We start from the raw sequence: 15,689 nt of genomic DNA on the forward strand, positions 1-15,689 counted from the left end.
GACCACCCACCCAGCGCGGCCCGTCGAAGCGGTCGCCTCTCCAGGATGCGTACTTCTAAGGTTTCAGAAGGTCACGCTGAGCCTGCGGCAGAGAGCAGGCCGCCGTCCCGCCGGGCAGAAGGTGACGATGTTCGGCGACCCAGCGATAGGCGGGCCAGGCGGCCAGGCGGACCGGGCCGATCTGGAGGGCGCCGCCCGCGACCTGCCACAGACGGCCGGCGTCGCGGAGCATCAGGGCGATCGCGTCCGGTCCCGAGGCGCGCTCGCCGCCGGCGCCGACCCACTGGACCGCTTCCTCGCACTCCTCGGTGGTGAGGCCGAGCGCGCCGAGGTCGGCGAACTGCCACGGGATCACCCGGGCGTGTGTCGGGATGCGGCGCTCGATGAACTCGGCGCAGGTCGTGCAGAAGGAGCAGTCGCCGTCATAGACGAAGGTCGCGGTCACCTCCCTATTCTTCCGCGACCGCGACGTGCAGCCTCACCTGGGGGACGAGCATGTCGTCCACGTCGAGGGCCCGGCCGGCGCCGTCGGGCTCCCAACCGGCCGAGGACAGGAACTTCCGCATGGCCTCGTCCTGCTCGTACGCCCAGGCCACCGCGCGCTCGAAGCCGTCGTCACGCCAGTGGGTGACGGCGGCGCTGAGCAGGCGGCTGCCATGGCCCCGGCGGCCCCAGCGCGGCTCGACCAGCAGGTCGGTGACGGCGGCCGTCGCCTCGCCCAGCGGCGGCTCCTCCGGGGCGAGCGCCTGCTCGTCGGCCGGCCCGGCGGCGGCGAAGCCGACCACCTGGGTCGCGGTGTCGCTCTGCTCGACCGCGATGAGCACCCGGTGCCTCGCCGAGGGCGGCGCGGTGATCGCCTCGGTCCAGCCCCGGGTCAGATAGTCGAGGTCCAGATTGGCCAGCACGTGCGCCGGGAACATGCGCCGGTAGGCCGAGCGCCACGTGGTGAGCTGGACCCGGGCGATCTCGGGGGCGTCTTCGGGGCGAGCGGGACGGACGAAGCCGATTGCCATGCCGGGCAGCCTACCGAGGCGGATTTTTGTCACACCCCTCGTCTACCGTTCGGCTCGTGGCACTTCCCGAGAGTCTCTCCGTGGCCCAGGCCCGGCGCGTCGCGCTGGCGGCGCAGGGCTTCACCGACCCCAAGCCGGGCGGCGCCACCGACATGCGCCATCTGCGGCGCGTGCTGCGCCGGGTCCACCTGATCCAGATGGATTCGGTGAACGTCCTCCAGCGGGCGCATTTCATGCCTTTGTACAGTCGCCTGGGTCCCTATCCGGTCGAGTTGCTCGAGCGGGCCGCCTACCGCAAGCCCCGCGAGCTGTTCGAGTTCTGGGGCCACGAGGCGTCGCTGATCACCACCGACCTCCAGCCGCTGTTCCGCTGGCGCATGGACCGCGCCGCCGACTACGCGTGGGGCGGCATGGTCCGCATCGCCCGCGAGCAGCCCGAGCTGATCGAGCGGGTGCTGGCCGTCGTCCGCGACCGCGGCCCGATCACCGCGGCCCAGATCGAGCACGACGAGCCGAAACGGACCGACCACTGGGGATGGAACTGGTCGTCGGTCAAGCAGGCGCTGGAGTGGCTCTTCTTCACCGGCCAGGTGACGGCGTCGGAGCGGACGACCTCGTTCGCCCGGCGATACGACCTGCCCGAGCGGGTCCTGCCGTTCTCGGTGCTCAACGCGCCGACCCCGCATCCGCAGGACGCCTTCCGGGCGCTCGTCGAGCTCTCCGCGCGGGCCGTCGGTGTCGGGGCCGAGGCCGAGCTGCGCGACTATTTCCGGCTTCCGGTCGACGGCTTCAAGCGGGCCGTGGCCGAGCTGATCGAGGACAAGGTGCTGCTGCCGGTGCGGGTGAGAGGCTGGAAGGCGCCGGCCTATCTCCATCACGAGGCCAAGCTGCCGCGGCGGGTCACGGCCTCCACGCTGATCAGCCCGTTCGATCCGCTGGTGTGGGAGCGCAACCGCACCGAGCGGCTGTTCGGCATGAACTACCGCATCGAGATCTACGTGCCGGCCGCGCAGCGGCTCTACGGCTACTACGTGCTGCCGTTCCTGCTCGGCGACGAGCTGGCGGCCCGGGTCGACCTCAAGGCCGACCGCAAGTCGGGTGAGCTGCTCGTGCCGGCGGCCTGGCTCGAGCCCGGCGCCGACCAGGAGGAGACCGCGGTGGCGCTGGCCACCGAGCTGCACCGGCTGGCCGGCTGGCTGGGTCTCTCGCGCATCGCGGTGCCCGAGCGGGGCGACTTCGCGGGCCCGCTGGCCGCTGCCCTCAAAGGTGTAGCGTGACGGCCATGAAGGCGCTGGAGGAACAGCCGGTGCAGGGCCCGCCGGTGCCGCCGGAGTGGCTCGACTATTACGCCCAGCCCCAGCAGGACAGGGTCACCCGGTTCGTCCAGCGGGTGTGGACCAGGTCACCTGTCTGGGCCGCGCCCTTCGCCCTTCTGGCCTGCATGGGCGGTGCGGTCGGTTACACCTTGGCCACCCATCCCGCCGAGGCCGGCGCCGGCGATCCGCCGACCTGCCTGCTGAAATACACGACCGGCTTCGTCTGCCCGGGCTGCGGCGGCACCCGCGCGGCGTGGTACCTGCTGCACGGCGACCTCCCGGCCGCCGCCCGCCACCACGCGATCTTCACCTTCGCCGTGCCCTTCCTGCTCTACATGTACGTGGCGTGGGCCGGGAAAAGGCTGTTCAACTGGAAGCTTCCGCAGCTCACCCTGAGCCCGGCGGTGCTGATCACATTTGTCGCGGTGTGGGCCGTCTGGAGCGTGCTGCGCAACCTGCCCTGGGCCCCGTTCACCGCGCTCTACGTCTGAGCGGGGAGTCCGATAGGTTGGTGGGTATGACGCACGACCCGCGACCCTTCGGACGGCTCCTGACCGCGATGGTCACCCCGTTCGCCCCGGACGGCTCCCTCGACGTCGAGGGCGCGGCGAAACTGGCCACCTACCTCGTCGACGAGCAGCGCAACGAGGCGCTCGTCGTCAGCGGCACCACGGGCGAGTCCCCGACGACGACCGACGCCGAGAAGGAGACCCTTCTGCGCGCCGTCGTCGACGCGGTCGGCGACCGGGCCCGGATCGTCGCCGGTGTGGGCACCAACAACACGGCCCACACGATCGAGCTGGCGCACGCGGCCGAAAAGGCCGGCGCCCACGGCCTGCTGGTCGTGACGCCGTATTACAACAAGCCGCCGCAGGCCGGCGTCGCCCACCACTTCCTGACCGTGGCCGACGCGGTCGGCCTGCCGGTGATGGTCTACGACATCCCGCACCGCGCCGGCACGGCGATCGCCACCGAGACGATGTGCCGCATCGCCGAGCACGAGCGGATCGTGGCGGTCAAGGACGCCAAGGGCGATCTGACCGCTTCCTCCTGGGTGCTGAGCCGCACCGATCTGGCGTACTACTCGGGTGACGACGCCGCCACGCTGCCGCTGCTCTCGATCGGCGGGGTCGGCCTGGTCGGCACGTCCACCCATTTCACCGGCGTTCTCGCCAAAGACATGATCGAGGCGTTCGAGCGCGGCGACAACGCCGCCGCCCTCGCCCTGCACCGCCGGGCGATGCCGCTGTTCACCGGCATCTTCCGGGCGCCGGGGACCATGCTGGTCAAGGCGGGTCTCAACGCGTCGGGCCGCCCGGCCGGCCCGGTCCGCTCACCGCTGGTCGAGGCGACCGGCGAAGAGCTGGCCCAGCTGCGTACGGATGCCGCCGCGGCCGGCATCGGCCTGTAGAAGAGCCCGTAGAAGAGAGATAGATACAAGCGAATGAGTCAAGCGCACGAGGAGCTGGACACGCCCCCACCGCTGCCGGAAGGCGCCCTGCGCGTCATCCCGCTCGGCGGTCTCGGCGCGATCGGCCGCAACATGACGGTCCTGGAGTTCGACGGCAAGCTGCTGGTCATCGACTGCGGTGTGCTCTTCCCCGACGTGGAGCAGCCGGGCGTCGACCTGATCCTGCCCGACTTCACGCCGATCCTGGACCGGCTCGACGACATCCAGGCGATCGTGCTCACCCACGGCCACGAGGACCACATCGGGGCGGTGCCCTACCTGTTGGCCCACAAGGCGGACATCCCGCTGGTCGGCTCCGAGTTCACGCTCGCGCTGGTCGAGGCCAAGCTGGCCGAGCGGCGCCTCGACCCGTACACGCTGACCGTCCGTGAGGGCGGCACCGAGCGTCTCGGGCCGTTCGACTGCGAGTTCTTCGCGGTCAACCACTCCATTCCCGACGCGCTGGCCGTGGCCGTGCGCACCCCGGCCGGCCTGATCCTGCACACCGGCGACTTCAAGATGGACCAGGTGCCGCTCGACGGCCGCATCACCGACCTGGCCGGCTTCGCGCGGCTCGGTGCCGAGGGCGTCGACCTGCTGCTCTCCGACTCGACGAACGCCGAGGTGCCCGGTTTCGTGGCCCCCGAGCGTGACATCGGCCCGGTGCTCAGCGCCATCTTCGGCAAGGCCAAGGGCCGCATCATCGTGGCCAGCTTCGCCTCCCACGTGCACCGGGTCCAGCAGGTCATGGACGCCGCCTGGGAATACGACCGCAAGGTGGCCCTGATCGGCCGCTCGATGGTGCGCAACATGGGCATCGCCCGCGACCTGGGCCTGCTCAACATCCCGGACGGCCTGCTGGTCAGCCTCGACGAGGCGACACACCTGCCCGGCGACGAGATCGTCTTCATGTCGACCGGGTCGCAGGGCGAGCCGATGAGCGCCCTGGGCCGCATGTCGACCGGCGATCACCGGCACATCACCATCGCCCCCGGCGACACCGTGGTGCTGGCCAGCTCGCTGGTGCCGGGCAACGAGACCTCGGTCTACCGGGTGATCAACCAGCTGTCCCGGGCCGGCGCCACGGTCGTGCACAAGGAGACGGCCAAGGTGCACGTCTCCGGTCACGCTCCGGCCGGCGAGCTGCGCTACCTGCTGAACGTGGTCCGCCCCAGCAACCTGATGCCGGTGCACGGCGAGTGGCGTCACCTGCGGGCCCACGCCCAGCTCGGGGTCGAGACCGGCGTGGCCCCCGACCGGGTGGTGCTCTGCGAGGACGGCGACGTGGTCGACCTCGTCGAGGGCCACGCCCGTCACGTGGGCCGGGTCAAGAACCGTTACGTGTACGTGGACGGCCTCGCGGTCGGCGACGTCAGCGAGTCGCTGCTCACCGAGCGGCGGATCCTCGGCGACGGCGGCTTCATCTCGGCCACCGTGGTGATCGACTCGGTCACCGGCAAGGTGGTGGGCGAGCCCAGCATCTCCGCCAAGGGCTTCTCGGAGGACCCGGACGCCTTCAATCCGGTCATCCCGCTGCTGACCGCGGCCCTGCACCGCTCGGCCGAGGACGGCATCACCGACACCCACCAGTTGCAGCAGGTCGTGCGGCGCACGGTCGGCCGGTGGGTGAACGACGCGTACCGCCGCCGTCCGATGATCGTGCCAACGGTCGTGGAAGTCTGAGGCGGTTTTAAACCTTTCGCTGCGCTCGTCCGTACCTTCAGTCACCGGTGCCGCCCCCACGGCACCGCTGGCGAGGGGAGTTCCTCAAGATGCAGCGCAGACGGATCGCCGTGGCGGCGGCGGTCGTGGTGGCAGCCGGGGCAGCGGTGGCCTTCACCCTGCCTTCCATGGCCGGCACCACGCCGTCCAGCGACAAACCGGCGGCCAAGGGCGGCGACGGCACGGCCCGGCTTCTCGCGGCCATGCAGCGCGACCTTGGCGTGAGCGGTGATCAGGCGACGGCACGCCTGCAGCGGTCGCAGTGGGCGAGCGGGGTGACCGCGCGACTGTCCGCGGCGACCGGCTCGGCCTTCGGTGGCGCCTGGCTGGCCACCGACGGCACCACCCTCAAGGTGGCGGTGACCGACGAGAAGGCCGAGGGTGCGGTCCGCGAGGCCGGCGCCGAGCCGGTGCTGGTCGAGCGCAGCGAGCAGACCCTGGTCACGGCCAAGGAGAAGCTCGACAACGCCGACGCCAGCGCGAAAGGCCTGACCGGCTGGTACGTGGACGTGGCGACGAACAAGCTCGTCGTGGTGGCCAAGCCGGGTGCCCAGACGGCCGCCAAGAAGCTGGCCAAGGCGGCCGGCGTCACGTCCGGCACCTACCGGGTGATCACCAGTTCGGCCCAGCCGAAGCCGCTGTTCGACGTGCGCGGCGCCGACCCGTACTTCATCGCCGTCGACGGTGGCACGGCCCGCTGCTCGATCGGTTTCTCGGTCGAGGGCGGCTTCGTGACGGCCGGCCACTGCGGTGAGGTGGGCGCGACCACGACCGGCTTCAACCAGCAGGCTCAGGGCACCGTACGGGCATCGACCTTCCCGGGCGACGCCGACATGGGCTTCGTCGAGGTCAACGGCGACTGGACGCCGCGCGCGGTGGTCAACGACTTCGAGGGCAACGAGCTCCCGGTGGCCGGCAACGCCGAGGCGCCGGTCGGCGCGGCGGTCTGCCGCTCCGGCTCGACCACCGGCACGCGCTGCGGCACGATCCTGGCCAAGAACCAGACCGTGGTCTACCCGGAGGGCGCGGTCACCGGCCTGACCCGCACGAACGTCTGCGCCGAGGGCGGCGACTCCGGCGGGCCGTGGCTCTCCGGCGACCAGGCCCAGGGCGTTACCTCGGGCGGCTCCGGCGACTGCACGGTCGGCGGCGAGACCTTCTTCCAGCCGGTGAACGAGATCCTCGCGGCCGACGACCTGACCCTGGTGACCTCCGGCGGTGGCGCCGGCGCCACCGAGGCCCCGCCGGCCGAGGCCGCGGGCGCCTGCGAGGAGCAGGCCGTCCAGCGCAGCGGCACGCTGCGGCAGCGCACCGCTCAGGCCCAGCCCGACGGCGGGGCGTTCCGCTCCAACGCCGGACAGCAGACGGCGTGCCTGAGCGCGGCCGACGGCACCGACTTCGACCTGGTGCTGCAGCGCCTGACCAACCGGGGCTTCCGCACGGTCGCCACGGCCACCGGCGACGACGTCAAGTCGCTGTCCTTCAACGGGCGCTCCGGCACCTATCGCTACGTGGTCGTGGCCTCCGCGGGCGCCGGCGACTACACGCTGGGCTTCAGCACCCCGTGACGCGCGCCGCCACCCACCCTGCCGGGTTGGCGGACCGCGCCTGATGCCGGAGGAGCCGTTTGGCTCCTCCGGCTCTTTTATGTCTCAGTCGCTGGTCTCGCGGAGGGCGCCCACGGCGTCGGCGAGCTGGCAGCCCGTGGCTATGCCGCAGATCACGACCTGGTCGAGCTGCTCCGGGGTGACCCCGCGCTCCCAGTCGGCGATGACCTCGCCGACCACGTTCACAGTGCCGTCGTCCGAGATGTGCACGTAGGCCTTGGGCCACAGCTGGTCGTGGTTCCAGGCGTTGCAGAACTCGTAGAGGCGTACCACGTCCTCCATGCCGAAGATGTGCCTGACCATGGCCCTGATCTGGAGCATCTCCTGCTGTTCGCCGATGCGGAAGAAGTAGATCAGGTTGCCCTGGAAGTTGCCGCCGATGTCGCCGTCGGCGTCGGTGAAGTAGGTGAAGCCGCGCTCGTCGAGGGCGGCGGTGATCATTTCCTGGGTGAGCGGCTGCACCTGTTGATCTTAGTGCGTCCCGGTGCGCCTCCGGGATTCATGAGCGTCTCGGCGTTACGGTGTGACCATGGCGGGCCGCTCCTCTCCGGCGAGCCGGGGTCGCGCCGCGTCCACGTCGCGCGGCGCCGCGACCAGTCGTGCCCGTCAACCGGCCGCGCGGCAGCCGGCCAAGCAACCCGCCCGCAAGTCGACCCGGCCCGCGGCGGCGCGCACCCGCACGGCCGCCCGCGCCCGCCCCACGCTGGGTGCGGCCATCGCCACCGGCCTCGGCCGGGGCCTGGGCGCCCTGTGGATGGGCGCCGCCCACGGTGTCGGCTGGGCCGCCCGGGGCGTCGGCCGGCAGGCCGCCACGGCCAAGGAGATCGATCCCGAGCACCGCCGCGACGGCGCCGGCCTGCTCATGCTCGGCCTGGCGATCCTGATCAGCGTCGCCGTCTGGGCCAACGGGGCCGGCCCGGTCGGCAAGTGGCTGGCCGACTCCGTGCACCTGTTCTTCGGCGGCCTGGCCGTGCTGCTGCCGTTGCTGCTGCTCTACGGCGCGGTGCGGCTGATGCGCAAGCCGGCCGACCCCGAGCACCGGGGCCGTTCGCTGGTCGGCTGGAGCGCGATCATCATCGCCACCGCCGCCCTGCTGCACATCTCCGAGCACCCGGGCGACGACGTCGGCATCTCCCGCGCCGGTGGCCTGCTCGGCTACGGCTTCGGGGCGCTGCTCGAGCGGGCGGTGACGGCCTGGGTCGCCGTGCCGCTGCTGGTCCTGCTCTTCGTCTTCGGCCTTCTGGTGATCACGGCGACGCCGATCAACAAGATCCCCGAGCGGATCATGCTGCTCGTCGACATCCTCACCGGGCGATCGACCGAGCGCGACCCCCTGCCCGTGCCCGATTTGTCCGATCCGGAGGAAGTCGAGGGCGAAGAGGAGGAGGCGCCGAAGAAGCGCCGTCCCTCTCGCCGGAGGCAGGGCTCTCTGGCGGACATCGGCCTGGCCGACGAGGAACCGGCCGTCGAAGAGGACGACTTCCTCCTGCACGACACGATCGTGGTGCCCAAGGTGCCGGCCAGCCGGAAGAAGCCGGAGCCGCCGGAGCACACCCCCGACCCGCCGACCCGGGCCGAGCAGCTCGAGATCACCTCGGTCGAGGGCGACTACCGGCTGCCGCCGCCGTCGCTGCTGGGCAAGGGGGCGCCGGCGAAATCCCGCAGCCGGGCCAACGACGAGATCATGGCCGCTCTCACCGGGGTCTTCGAGCAGTTCAACGTCGACGCCGTGGTCACCGGCTTCACCCGCGGCCCGACGGTCACGCGCTACGAGGTCGAGGTCGGCCCGGGCGTCAAGGTCGAGCGGATCACCCAGCTGTCGCGCAACATCGCGTACGCGGTGAAGTCGCCCGACGTGCGCATCCTGAGCCCCATCCCGGGCAAGAGCGCGGTCGGCGTCGAGATCCCGAACACCGACCCGGAGAACGTGTCGCTGGGCGACGTGCTCCGCTCGCGGGCCGCCACCGGCGACCACCACCCGATGCTGGTCGCCCTGGGCAAGGACATCGAGGGCGGCTTCGTGGTGGCCAACCTGGCCAAGATGCCGCACATCCTGATCGCCGGCGCGACCGGCGCCGGCAAGAGCTCCTGCCTCAACTCGCTGCTGGTGTCGCTGCTGACCCGCTCGACCCCGGACGAGGTGCGGCTGCTGCTGGTCGACCCCAAGCGGGTGGAGATGACGGCGTACGAGGGAATCCCGCACCTCGTCACGCCGATCATCACGAACCCGAAGAAGGCGGCCGACGCCCTCGAGTGGGTCGTGCGCGAGATGGACATGCGCTACGACGATCTGGCCGCCAACGGGGTGCGCCACATCGACGACTTCAACCGCAAGGTCCGCAGCGGCGAGATCACGGCGCCGCCGGGCAGCGAGCGCGTGATGAAGCCGTACCCCTATCTGCTCGTGATCATCGACGAGCTGGCCGACCTGATGATGGTCGCGCCGCGCGACGTGGAGGACTCGGTCGTCCGCATCACCCAGCTGGCCCGCGCCGCCGGCATCCACCTGGTGCTGGCCACCCAGCGCCCGTCGGTCGACGTGGTGACCGGCCTGATCAAGGCGAACGTGCCGTCCCGGCTCGCCTTCGCGACGTCGTCGCTGGCCGACAGCCGGGTCATCCTCGACCAGCCGGGCGCCGAGAAGCTGCTCGGCCGCGGTGACGGCCTCTTCCTGCCGATGGGCGCCTCGAAGCCGGTGCGCATCCAGGGCGCGTGGGTCGACGAGAAAGAGATCCACGACGTCGTCAAGTTCTGCAAGGACCAGCGCGAGCCGGAGTTCCGCGAGGACGTCACCGAGGCCCCGGTCAGCAAGAAGAAGCAGATCGACGAGGAGATCGGCGACGACCTGGAGCTGCTGATCCAGGCCATCGAGCTGGTCGTGACCAGCCAGTTCGGCTCGACGTCGATGCTTCAGCGCAAGCTGCGGGTCGGCTTCGCCAAGGCCGGTCGCCTCATGGACCTCATGGAGACCCGCGGCATCGTGGGCCCGTCCGAGGGCAGCAAGGCCCGCGACGTCCTGATCAAGCCGGACGAGCTCGAGGAAAACCTGGCTTCCCTCCGTTTGGACGACTGAACCACCGGTTCCGGGATGAAGGCCTCGCTCAGCAGGCGGTAGCCGACGATGATCAGCGCGGCCAGCATCAGGGCGGCCGGGATCACGTCCGGGAGCATCAGAGAATTACGGCCGAACAGGTACGGCTCGTACGACAGCAGCGAGCTCGCCTGGACCAGCAGCGGCACGTACCACAGGCGCGGACGGTAGACGGCCAGCACCAGCGTCATCACGTCGGCCAGGTAGAAGTAGCGCTCGTGCATGCCCGGCAGCGCGAACGGGACCAGGATCGCGAAGAGCGCGGCCGCCGTGATCACCCGCTCCGGCGTCATCCTGGCCGCCTTGGCGACCAGAACGTAGATCACCCCGACGACCAGGGCCGCACAGAACAGATAACCCAGCATCCGTACGGTGTCCTCGCGCGTCGTGGCCGGGATGAAGGCGAAGACGTTGGGGGCGCGCAGGCTCAGCTCGGGCACGTTGCGGGCCTGCCGGCTCATGTCGTAGATCGTGAGCAGTTCGAGCGGGTTCCGGCCGAACGCGATGGCCGGAAGGTCGAGCACCAGGAAGGCGGCGGGTGCGGCCAGGAGCGTACGCCAGGGAATGCGCCCGGCCATCGCGAGCAGCAGGACCAGCGGCAGGATGAAGACGCCCTGCGGCTTGATCGCGACCGCCACCCCGCAGAGGGCGACACCCCACCAGGGCTTGTCGCGCAGCAGGAAGTAGACGCCGGCCAGGGCGGCGCCGGCCCACGCGGCGTCCATCTGGCCGTAGAACGACGAGTTGATGGCGACGGTCGGCAGCAGCACCATGACCAGCGCCGCCGCGACCGCCCGGCGGCGGCCCGGCCACCGCAGGGCGACCGTCTTGTAGGTGAAGAAGGCCAGGATGACGTCGAAGACGATCCACAGCGCCTTGACCTTGAAGATCAGCGGTCCGGGCAGGTAGTACGCGAACGCCAGCAGATAGACGAACGGCGCGTTGTAGTTGCCGATCTCGGTGCCGATGCCACGCCAGCCGCCGGCCCGGCCGAGCTGGTTGTGCCACTGGCGGAAGATGTTCATGTCGTTCGTCATCTCGGGCAGCGAGACCCAGCGGATCAGGATGGCGAGGACGACAAGGGCCGCGAGGAGCAGTGCTTCGGCCTGTGGCGTGGGCTTTTCGGCTTTAGGCATGGTGCTCGGGGGTACGGTCGCTGGGTGAACGGAAGGTGAACTGCAGGTGAACGAAAGTGTGGCCGACCGGAGTTCCCGGCCGCCCGGTAACCTTGTCGGGTGTCGGTAACTCCTTCCCCCTCCCGCCGTGTCGCCCTTCTCACCCTCGGCTGTGCCCGTAACGAGGTCGACTCGGAAGAGCTGGCCGCGCGCCTCGACGCCGGCGGCTGGGAGATCAGCACGGACGCCGACGGCGCCGACGTGGTGCTCGTCAACACGTGCGGCTTCGTCGAGAAAGCCAAGCAGGACTCGATCGAGACGCTGCTCGCCGCCGCGGACACCGGGGCCAAGGTGGTCGCCGCCGGCTGCATGGCCGAGCGGTACGGGCGCGAGCTGGCCGAGAGCCTGCCCGAGGCCCAGGCCGTGCTCGGCTTCGACGACTACACCGACATCGCGGCCCGCCTCGACGGCGTGCTGGCCGGTGAGCGCTTCGACGCGCACACCCCGCGCGACCGCCGCGAGCTGCTGCCCATCACGCCGGTGCAGCGCCAGACGGCCAAGGTCGTGGTCCCCGGTCACGCCACGGTCGACGAGCACACCCCGGCCCACCTGCGCACGGTGCTGCGCCGCCGGCTCGACAGCGGCCCGGTGGCCAGCCTCAAGCTGGCCAGCGGCTGCGACCGCCGGTGCTCGTTCTGCGCCATCCCGGCCTTCCGCGGGGCCTTCGTCTCCCGCGACCCGCAGGAACTGCTGGCCGAGGCCGAGTGGCTGGCCCGGTCCGGCGTGCGTGAGCTGGTGCTGGTGAGTGAGAACAGCACGTCGTACGGGAAAGACCTGGGTGACCCCCGCGCCCTCGAGAAGCTCCTGCCGCAGCTGGCCGCCGTCGACGGCATCGTCCGGGTCCGCGCGAGCTATCTCCAGCCGGCCGAGACCCGCCCCGGCCTGGTCGAGGTGATCGCCACCACGCCCGGCGTCGCGCCGTACTTCGACCTGTCGTTCCAGCACTCGAGCGAGCCCGTTCTGCGCCGCATGCGCCGTTTCGGCTCCACCGAGAAGTTCCTCGACCTGCTCGCCTCGGCCCGCAAGCTGGCCCCCGAGGCCGGCGCGCGCAGCAACTTCATCGTCGGTTTCCCCGGCGAGACCAAGAAGGACGTCGACGAGCTGGTCCGCTTCCTCACCGAGGCGCGGCTCGACGCGATCGGCGTCTTCGACTACAGCGACGAGGACGGCACCGAGGCGGCCGGCTTCGACGACGCGATCAAGGTCAAGGAAGACACCATCAAGCGGCGGTACGACCGTCTGCTCACCCTGGCCGACGAGCTGTGCAACCAGCGGGCCGAGGAGCGCCTGGGATCGACCGTCGAGGTGCTGGTCGACGCGATCGTCGATGGAGAGATCGAGGGTCGTGCCGAGCACCAGGCGCCCGAGGTCGACGGCTCCACCACGCTGGTGGCCGGCGACGAAGGGGTCGACCTGGCCGCGCTCAAGCCGGGCGATTTCGTGCGCGCCCGGGTGACCGGCACCGAGGGCGTCGACCTCGTGGCCGTGCCGGTCGAGATGATCTCCGCGGCGCCGGTGTCACAGCGGTGACCGACGAGCCGGTTCCGGCTGCCGCGCCGCGGGTGGTGTCGCTCTACAACCCGGCGAACATCCTCACGGTCGTCCGGATCGTGCTCGTTCCGGTCTTCGTGGCCATCGTCGTCGCCTCCGACCTGACCGGCACCGGTCAGCGGATCGCCGCCTGCCTGGTCTTCTGCGTGGCCTCGGCGACCGATTTCGTGGACGGCTGGATCGCCCGGCGCTGGTCGCTGGTCACCTCGTTCGGCAAGATCGCCGATCCGATCGCGGACAAGGCGCTGACCGGCACGGCGCTGGTCCTGCTCTCCGTCTACGACCGGCTCCCGTGGTGGGTCACGCTGCTCATCCTCGTCCGCGAGTGGGGCATCACGGCGCTGCGGTTCTGGGTCATCCGGTACGGCATCATCCCGGCCAGCCGCGGCGGCAAGCTCAAGACGGTGCTGCAGATCGCCGCCATCGCCTGGTACCTGTGGCCGGTGCCCGAGCCGTTCGACGTCGTGGGCGTCTGGCTGATGGGCGCGGCGCTGGTGGTGACGGTGATGACCGGTGGGGACTATGTGGTCGCCGCTCTGCGCCTGCGCCGCGATGCCCGCTCCTAGACTCCAATCATGGACACTCCCGACGTAGCGGCCGCGGCCGCCGTGCACCGGCTGGTCGACCGGCGCGAGACCCTCGCCACGGCCGAGTCGCTGACCGGGGGCCTGGTGGCCTCGACGATCGTGGAGATCCCGGGGGTGAGCTCGGTCTACCGGGGCGGCCTGGTGGTCTACGCCACCGACCTCAAGCACGCGCTGGCCGGTGTCTCCGAGGATCTGCTGGACGAGCGTGGCCCGGTCGACCCCGACGTGGCCGTGCGGCTGGCCCGCGGCGCCCGCGAGCGCTGCTCGGCCGACTGGGGTCTGGCGACGACCGGGGTGGCCGGCCCCGAGCCGCAGGACGGCAAGCCGGTCGGGCTCGTCTACGTGGCCTGCGCCGGCCCGTGGGGTGAGAGCGTCCGCGAGCTGAAACTCGACGGAAACCGGGCCGCCATCCGGACCGAAAGTGTGACGAGCGCACTACAACTGCTCGCAGACTGTCTGCGTGAGGCCCCGGCACGGTCCTGAGCTGGGGAATGTTTCATCGATCTCGGAAGTTGCACGAATGTCCCGCTGCGGGGCTGTCCCGGAATTCGGCGGGGCGGTATGTCGGCCTGGCCGGCAGCGGGTACGGTTGCGGGAAGCCTCCGGCGTGTGCCGGCGGCCCCGCCGCAGGAGGAGGTGCCATGGTCCTGCTACGCCGGGTTATCGGCGACGCACTGAGGGCGCGCCGGCAGGGGCAGCACCGCACGCTGCGCGAGGTGTCCACCGCCGCGAATGTCAGTCTCGGATATCTCTCCGAGATCGAGCGCGGTCAGAAGGAAGCCTCCAGCGAGCTGCTCGCCGCCATCTGCGACGCGCTGGGCGCGCGTCTCTCCGAGCTCCTGAGCGAGGTCAGCGGCACGCTGTCGCTCGCCGAGGGCATGGAGGGTGTGCTGGTGCCGGTCGACGAGGACAAGCAGAAGTCGCACAAGGTCGCGACGGACGGCGAGGTCTCGGTCAAGGTGCGTCACGAGACGCCGCTCAAGGCGACTCTGCGGACGACGAGAAATCCCCAGCGCGACGTCGTGTACGCCGCCTGATCAACTCACAAATAAAACTGAGCCGGACTGCCCGAGCGGGTGGTCCGGCTCTTCCTGTTTCTGGGTCCCCCTCCGGGATCGACCCTGACCCGCCGGTGCGCGTAGCCTCGAAGCGTGGGGGAGACCCTGAGATCCCCCCGAGGTCACGTGACGCCGGTGGCGTCGAGCTGTCACGATGGCATTCAACGCCATCGCGACAGCTCCTCGATCTGCGTCGGTGGCGGACCCGACTGAGCGACACCGTTTGAGCGACATTGAGGGGATACCGCGAGATGGCGAATCCGTTCGTCAAGGGCTGGCGTTACATGATGGCGCTCTTCGGCGCGAAGATCGACGAATACGCCGATCCGAAGGTCCAGATCCAGCAGGCCATCGAGGACGCGCAGCGCCAACACCAGGCCCTTGTTCAGCAGGCCGCGGCGGTGATCGGCAACCAGCGCCAGCTGGAGATGAAGCTGTCCCGCCAGATGGGTGAGGTCGAGAAGCTTCAGGGCATGGCGCGGCAGGCGCTGGTTCTGGCCGACCGTGCCCGGGCCGGCGGCGACGAGGCCGAGGCCCAGAAATACGAGTCCACCGCGCAGACGCTCGCCACCCAGCTGGTCTCGGGCGAGCAGTCGATGGAGGACCTGAAGACCCTGCACGACCAGGCGCTGTCGGCGGCCGGTCAGGCGCGCAAGGCGGTCGAGAACAACGCGATGGTGCTCCAGCAGCGCATCGGCGAGCGTTCCCGGCTGCTCAGCCAGCTCGAGCAGGCCAAGATGCAGGAGACCGTGGCCAAGTCGCTCGAGTCGATGTCGTCGCTGGCCGCGCCCGGCAACACGCCGTCGCTCGACGAGGTCCGCGACAAGATCGAGCGCCGGTACGCGGACGCCATGGGCCGCGCCGAGCTGGCGTCGAACTCGGTCGAGGGCCGCATGCTCGAGGTGCAGAAGAGCAGCCTCGACATGGCCGGCTCGTCCCGGCTCGAGCAGATCCGGGCCAGCATGGCGGGCGACAAGCTCGCCGGCGCGGGTTCGCAGCCGGCGGTCGAGCAGGCCGCTCAGCCGGCGTCCGACCCGGCCAGCGTCGCCCGTCTCGACGAGATCCGGGCCAGCATGAACCAGAAGCGCGGGGACACGACCGCCGCCGGTTAAGGCAGCA

14 protein-coding genes and 1 pseudogene are annotated in these 15,689 nt (G+C 70.7%); 11 read left to right on the forward strand and 4 right to left on the reverse strand.

The annotated features are described in order from the left end of the window. Positions 1 to 55 precede the first annotated feature (55 nt). Positions 56 to 445: a thiol-disulfide oxidoreductase DCC family protein gene (locus ACFY36_RS28395; protein WP_499748957.1), complete on the reverse strand. Its 390-nt coding sequence runs from the start codon at positions 443 to 445 to the stop codon at positions 56 to 58. Positions 446 to 449: 4 nt separating this feature from the next. Further along, entirely contained in the window at positions 450 to 1,013 is a 564-nt protein-coding gene (locus tag ACFY36_RS28400; protein ID WP_499748958.1) for a GNAT family N-acetyltransferase, read from the reverse strand. 56 nt (positions 1,014 to 1,069) lie between these two features. Between ACFY36_RS28400 and ACFY36_RS28405 the strand changes: the two genes are divergently transcribed. The 5 genes from ACFY36_RS28405 (at position 1,070) to ACFY36_RS28425 (ending at position 7,069) form a co-directional block, all read left to right on the forward strand. Beyond that, on the forward strand, positions 1,070 to 2,290 hold the full coding sequence (locus tag ACFY36_RS28405) for a winged helix-turn-helix domain-containing protein (protein ID WP_499748959.1): 1,221 nt from the start codon (positions 1,070 to 1,072) through the stop codon (positions 2,288 to 2,290). Between the two features lie 5 nt (positions 2,291 to 2,295). Then, positions 2,296 to 2,820, forward strand: coding sequence for a DUF2752 domain-containing protein (locus tag ACFY36_RS28410; protein WP_499748960.1), 525 nt, complete (start codon positions 2,296 to 2,298; stop codon positions 2,818 to 2,820). 26 nt (positions 2,821 to 2,846) lie between these two features. After that, positions 2,847 to 3,740 carry a 4-hydroxy-tetrahydrodipicolinate synthase gene (gene dapA, locus ACFY36_RS28415; protein WP_499748961.1) on the forward strand — a complete coding sequence of 298 codons (894 nt, stop codon included), beginning with the start codon at positions 2,847 to 2,849 and terminating at the stop codon, positions 3,738 to 3,740. 33 nt (positions 3,741 to 3,773) lie between these two features. Continuing rightward, positions 3,774 to 5,462, forward strand: coding sequence for a ribonuclease J (locus tag ACFY36_RS28420; protein ID WP_499748962.1), 1,689 nt, complete (start codon positions 3,774 to 3,776; stop codon positions 5,460 to 5,462). Between the two features lie 89 nt (positions 5,463 to 5,551). Next, the gene (locus ACFY36_RS28425) at positions 5,552 to 7,069 is read left to right on the forward strand and encodes a S1 family peptidase (RefSeq protein WP_499748963.1); all 1,518 of its coding nucleotides are present in this window, start codon (positions 5,552 to 5,554) and stop codon (positions 7,067 to 7,069) included. An 84-nt stretch (positions 7,070 to 7,153) separates the two neighbouring features. Here ACFY36_RS28425 and ACFY36_RS28430 read toward each other — a convergent pair whose 3' ends face one another. Continuing rightward, on the reverse strand, positions 7,154 to 7,549 hold the full coding sequence (locus ACFY36_RS28430; RefSeq protein ID WP_097318779.1) for a YbjN domain-containing protein: 396 nt from the start codon (positions 7,547 to 7,549) through the stop codon (positions 7,154 to 7,156). Positions 7,550 to 7,637: 88 nt separating this feature from the next. Between ACFY36_RS28430 and ACFY36_RS28435 the strand changes: the two genes are divergently transcribed. Beyond that, positions 7,638 to 10,181, forward strand: coding sequence for an FtsK/SpoIIIE family DNA translocase (locus ACFY36_RS28435; RefSeq protein WP_499748964.1), 2,544 nt, complete (start codon positions 7,638 to 7,640; stop codon positions 10,179 to 10,181). A 272-nt stretch (positions 10,182 to 10,453) separates the two neighbouring features. On the opposite strand, the pseudogene ACFY36_RS28440 reads toward ACFY36_RS28435, so the two are convergent. Then, positions 10,454 to 11,335 (reverse strand): annotated as a pseudogene (locus ACFY36_RS28440) (glycosyltransferase 87 family protein); the annotation flags it as partial. A gap of 99 nt (positions 11,336 to 11,434) precedes the next feature. Between ACFY36_RS28440 and rimO the strand changes: the two are divergent. The 5 genes from rimO to ACFY36_RS28465 all read left to right on the forward strand — a co-directional run bounded on the left by rimO (position 11,435) and on the right by ACFY36_RS28465 (position 15,682). Beyond that, positions 11,435 to 12,904 carry a 30S ribosomal protein S12 methylthiotransferase RimO gene (gene rimO, locus ACFY36_RS28445; protein WP_499748965.1) on the forward strand — a complete coding sequence of 490 codons (1,470 nt, stop codon included), beginning with the start codon at positions 11,435 to 11,437 and terminating at the stop codon, positions 12,902 to 12,904. Continuing rightward, positions 12,901 to 13,491, forward strand: a complete 591-nt coding sequence (gene pgsA, locus ACFY36_RS28450) for a CDP-diacylglycerol--glycerol-3-phosphate 3-phosphatidyltransferase (RefSeq protein ID WP_499748966.1) — start codon at positions 12,901 to 12,903, stop codon at positions 13,489 to 13,491. Before rimO ends, pgsA begins: the two co-directional genes overlap by 4 nt. A gap of 9 nt (positions 13,492 to 13,500) precedes the next feature. Beyond that, positions 13,501 to 13,995: a CinA family protein gene (locus ACFY36_RS28455; RefSeq protein WP_499748967.1), complete on the forward strand. Its 495-nt coding sequence runs from the start codon at positions 13,501 to 13,503 to the stop codon at positions 13,993 to 13,995. A gap of 158 nt (positions 13,996 to 14,153) precedes the next feature. Further along, positions 14,154 to 14,549 carry a helix-turn-helix domain-containing protein gene (locus tag ACFY36_RS28460; protein ID WP_499748968.1) on the forward strand — a complete coding sequence of 132 codons (396 nt, stop codon included), beginning with the start codon at positions 14,154 to 14,156 and terminating at the stop codon, positions 14,547 to 14,549. Positions 14,550 to 14,821: 272 nt separating this feature from the next. After that, the gene (locus ACFY36_RS28465) at positions 14,822 to 15,682 is read left to right on the forward strand and encodes a PspA/IM30 family protein (RefSeq protein ID WP_499748969.1); all 861 of its coding nucleotides are present in this window, start codon (positions 14,822 to 14,824) and stop codon (positions 15,680 to 15,682) included. Positions 15,683 to 15,689 lie beyond the last annotated feature (7 nt).

The sequence above is a fragment of the Actinoplanes sp. NPDC000266 genome, from assembly GCF_042899005.1.
Taxonomy (GTDB): domain Bacteria; phylum Actinomycetota; class Actinomycetes; order Mycobacteriales; family Micromonosporaceae; genus Actinoplanes.

Coding starts and splice junctions, on each gene's coding strand:
- ACFY36_RS28400 (WP_499748958.1), bottom strand. CDS start 1,013: ATGGCAATCGGCTTCGTCCGTCCCGCTCGCCCCGAAGACGCCCCCGAG.
- ACFY36_RS28410 (WP_499748960.1), top strand. CDS start 2,296: ATGAAGGCGCTGGAGGAACAGCCGGTGCAGGGCCCGCCGGTGCCGCCG.
- dapA (WP_499748961.1), top strand. CDS start 2,847: ATGACGCACGACCCGCGACCCTTCGGACGGCTCCTGACCGCGATGGTC.
- ACFY36_RS28420 (WP_499748962.1), top strand. CDS start 3,774: ATGAGTCAAGCGCACGAGGAGCTGGACACGCCCCCACCGCTGCCGGAA.
- ACFY36_RS28425 (WP_499748963.1), top strand. CDS start 5,552: ATGCAGCGCAGACGGATCGCCGTGGCGGCGGCGGTCGTGGTGGCAGCC.
- ACFY36_RS28430 (WP_097318779.1), bottom strand. CDS start 7,549: ATGATCACCGCCGCCCTCGACGAGCGCGGCTTCACCTACTTCACCGAC.
- ACFY36_RS28435 (WP_499748964.1), top strand. CDS start 7,638: ATGGCGGGCCGCTCCTCTCCGGCGAGCCGGGGTCGCGCCGCGTCCACG.
- ACFY36_RS28455 (WP_499748967.1), top strand. CDS start 13,501: ATGGACACTCCCGACGTAGCGGCCGCGGCCGCCGTGCACCGGCTGGTC.
- ACFY36_RS28460 (WP_499748968.1), top strand. CDS start 14,154: ATGGTCCTGCTACGCCGGGTTATCGGCGACGCACTGAGGGCGCGCCGG.
- ACFY36_RS28465 (WP_499748969.1), top strand. CDS start 14,822: ATGGCGAATCCGTTCGTCAAGGGCTGGCGTTACATGATGGCGCTCTTC.